Raw genomic sequence first — 4163 nt, forward strand, 5'->3', positions numbered from 1 at the left:
CGTGAGTGGGGTGGGGTGCGGCGGGCGGGGGTGTCGTCGTTCGGGATCAGTGGGACCAACGCGCATGTCATCCTCGAACAGGCACCCGACGACCCCGCCGAGACACCGAATGTCTCCGGCCACGCCGATCGGCCCGCGACCGCGCCCGCTCCCCCCGTGCTGTTGTCCGGGGACAGCCCCGCCGCTCTGCGCAGGCAGGCCGAGGCGCTGGCCGACCACCTTCAGGCCCATCCGGGGCTGGACCCGCGTGACGTGGCGGCCACCCTCGTCTCCAGGGCGCGGCTCGGCCACGGCGCCGCCGTACTCGCCGACCACCTGCCCGCCCTGCGCGCCCTGGCACGGGGCGAACTCCACGACGAGGTCGTCACCGGCGAGAAGGCCCCGGGCAGGACGGTCTTCGTCTTCCCCGGCCAGGGATCGCAGTGGCCCGAGATGGCCCGTGCGCTCCTGGACTCCGACCACACCTTCCGCGCCGAGATCGAGGCCTGCGAGGAGGCGTTCGCCGGGCACACCGACTGGTCCCTCACCGCCGTGCTCCGTGGCGACGTCGGCGCGCCACCACTGGAGCGCGTCGACGTCGTGCAGCCGGTGCTCTTCGCGATGATGGTGTCGCTCGCGGCGATGTGGCGCGCCGCCGGAGTGCGGCCGGACGCCGTCGTCGGGCACTCACAGGGCGAGATCGCCGCGGCCTACGTGGCGGGCGCGCTGTCGCTGGCGGACGCCGCGAAGATCGTCACACTCCGCAGCAGGGCGATCGCCCGCATCGCGGGGAACGGCGGCATGGTGTCGGTGGCGTTGGGCGCCGACGAACTGGCCCGGGTCCTGACGCGCCGGCCGGGGGAGATCGAGATCGCGGTGCGCAACGGACCACGCTCCACGGTGGTCGCGGGAGGCGCGGACGCCCTCGACGAACTGCTCGCGTGGTGCGACGAGCAGGGCGTGCGCGCCCGCCGCGTCCCGGTGGACTACGCCTCGCACACCCGACACGTCGAACCCCTGCGCGAGGACCTGCTGGAGACGCTCACCGGCCTGGAACCGAGGCCGGCCGAGATCGCGTTCCACTCCTCGGTGACCGGGGAACCGGCCGACACCGCCACGCTCGACGCCGGGTACTGGTATCGGAACCTCCGCGAGACCGTGGAGTTCGAAGCCGCCGTCCACGGCCTGCTCGACACGGGACACCACCGGTTCGTCGAGGTGAGCCCGCACCCGGTGCTCACCGTGGCCGTCGAGGAGATCCTCGCCGAGCGGGGCCTGCCCGGGCTGGCGGGCGGCACGCTGCGGCGCGGCGAGGGCGGCACGGAGACGTTCCGCCGCGCCCTCGCCGTGGCCCACCTCGGCGGCGTCCCCGTCTCCTGGACGACGACGGGCACCTCTGTCGTGGACCTGCCGACCTACCGGTTCGAGCGCGAGCGCTACTGGCTCACCCCCTCCGCCGGCTCGGCCCTGGCATCCGGGCTCGGGCCGTCCGCCGTCCGCCACCCGCTGCTGGGGGCGATGGTCGCGCTCGTGGACGGCGGCGCGGTGCTGACCGGCCGACTCGACACGGCGGCGCAGGGGTGGCTCGCCGACCACTCGGTGTTCCGCACCGTGCTGGCACCCGGCACGGTTCTCGCCGAACTCGCCACGCGGGCCGGGGACCTCGTCGGCTGCTCCGAGGTGCGCGAGCTGACCGTCCAGGCGCCTCTCGTCCTCACCCACGGGCGCCCGGCGCCGCTGCAGGTGCTCGTCGCGGCCCCCGACGAGCATGGCCGCCGGACCGTGGAGGTGCACGCGCGCTCGTCCGAGAACGCGCCGTGGACCCGGCACGCGGCCGGGACCCTCGCCCCCGGGACGACAGGGGCCACGCGGGTCGCATGGCCTCCCCCCGGAGCCGAGAGCGTCGACGTCACCGACGTGTACGCACGGCTGTACCGGCTCGGCTACGACTACGGCCCGGCCTTCCAGGGGCTGGCCGCCGTATGGCGAGCCGGCGACGGCGGCGACGGCGGCGACGGCGGCGACGGCGGCGACGGCACGGTCTACGCCGAGCTCGTCGCGGCCGAGGCCCGGGGTACCGCGGGTGAGGATTTCGTCCTTCACCCGGCACTGCTCGACGCCGCTCTGCATCCGGTGGTGGCAGGGCTGGCCGGACTCGCCGACCCCGACCCGGACCACCCTCTCCTGCCGTTCGCCTTCGAGGGCCTGCGCCTGACCGGCGGGGCGAAGCGAGGGCGGGAAGGGCTGCGGGCGCGCATCGAGCCGCTCGGCGCCTCCCGGTTCCGCTACACCTTCGCGGACCTGGAAGGAGAGGTCGTCGGCGCCGTCGAGTCCGTGGCGTTCCGCCCGGCCGCCCGCGCCGAACTCGCCGCGGCCCGCCCCGAGGCCGACACCTACCGGGTCGGCTGGGAGCGACCGGCCGAGACGGGTCCGGCTCCCGGGAACGTCGTCGTGCTCGGCGGCTTCAGTAGCCCCGACGGCCCCGACGACCCAGGTGGCCCCGGTGGCCTCGTCACGACGGACGGGGACGTCGGCGTGGTCGACGACCTGCTGTCGGCGGCCGGCGCCGGGGCCGTGCTCGTGCCCGTGGGCGGGCGGACGGGCGACGTGGTCGCGGAGGCGTACGAGCGGACCGCCGCCGTCCTGGGACTGCTCCAGGAGTGGCTCCGCCATCCCGGTTTCGACGGTATCCGGCTCTCGGTCGTGGTGGCCGAGTCCGACCTCGCGTCCGCCCCGGTCCGTGGTCTGGTCCGCACCGCCGCCGCCGAACACCCCGGCCGGTTCACCCTGGTCACCGTCGACGGTCCCGCCGCCGCCGCGCTGCTCGCCGCCGAGCACGGCGAACGCGAGGTGGCCGTACGCGGCGGCGAGCTGCTGGTGCCCAGACTCGCCTCCCACGACCTCGGCGGGAACACCCCCCACGACTCCGCCCCCCACGACTCCGCCTCCCGCGACTCCGGATCCCCGGTGGGGACATCGGCCGGCACCGTCCTCGTCACCGGAGGCACCGGAACCCTCGGCACGCTGGTCGCCCGCAGGCTCGCCGCTTCGGCGAACCCTCCGCACCTGCTGCTGGTGAGCCGCTCGGGGCCGCGAGCGCCGGGCGCCGAGGACCTGGCCGAGGAACTCACCGCGACCGGAGCCGGGGTGAGCGTGGTGGCCTGCGACGTCGCCGACCGTGCGGCCGTGGCGGAACTGCTGGAGTCCATCCCCGCGGACCGCCCGCTCAGGTCGGTGATCCACACCGCGGGACTGCTCGCGGACGCCACGGTCACCGGGATGACCACCGAGGAACTGGCCGTCGCGCTGCGGCCCAAGGTGGACGCGGCGTGGCACCTGCACGAGCTGACCGCGGGCCTCCCCCTGGAGGGCTTCGTGCTCTTCTCCTCCGCCGTGGCCACATTCGGCGTACCCGGGCAGGCGAACTACGCGGCCGCCAACGCCTTCCTCGACGCACTGGCCGAGCACCGGCGCCGTGCCGGTCTGCCGGCCACGGCCGTCGCCTGGGGCCTGTGGGAGGAGGCGAGCGCGATGACCGCCCACCTCGGCGTGGCCGACCGCGCCCGGCTCGCCAGGTACGGTGTCGGCACGGTCGAGACCGGCCGCGCGCTGGACGTGCTCGAACGGGTGCGTGACGCCCACACCGTGGTGTCCCCGCTGGACGAGGGCGTGCTGCGGGACGAGGCGGCGGCGGGCCGCCTGCCCGCCCTGTTCTCCGGAATCGTCAAGCCGCCCGCCGCGGCCCGGCGCACGACGGCCGACGGTGCCTGGGCGCGGCGGCTGCGGGCCGAACCGCCACACGAGCGGTCTAGAACCGTCACCGGGTTCGTACGCGAACAGGCCGCGGCCGTCCTCGGCCGCGAGGACGCGAACGGGGTGGGCGCGGACCGGCCGCTGAAGGAGCTCGGCTTCGACTCGCTGACCGCCGTCGAGCTGCGCAACCGGCTCAACACGCTCACCGGCCTCACCCTGCCCCCCACCGTCGCCTTCGAGTTCCCCACCGTCGCGGCGCTCGCGGGGCACCTGCTGGACGCCCTGTCGGCACAGGAGAGCACCGCACCCGTGACCGTGAAGGGAACCGACGTCTCGGACCCGGTGGTGATCGTGGGGATGGGGTGCCGGTTTCCCGGTGGGGTGGCCTCGCCCGAGGATTTGTGGGAGCTGGTGGCGTCGGGGACGGACGC

At 75.3% G+C, this 4163-nt stretch carries 1 protein-coding gene; it reads left to right on the plus strand.

The features are described from left to right. Positions 1-4163, plus strand: a 4163-nt coding sequence (locus tag AB0B90_RS38575) for a type I polyketide synthase (protein WP_362926859.1), incomplete at both ends; no start/stop codon positions are given.

The organism is Streptosporangium sp. NPDC049078, from assembly GCF_040648855.1.
GTDB lineage: Bacteria > Actinomycetota > Actinomycetes > Streptosporangiales > Streptosporangiaceae > Streptosporangium.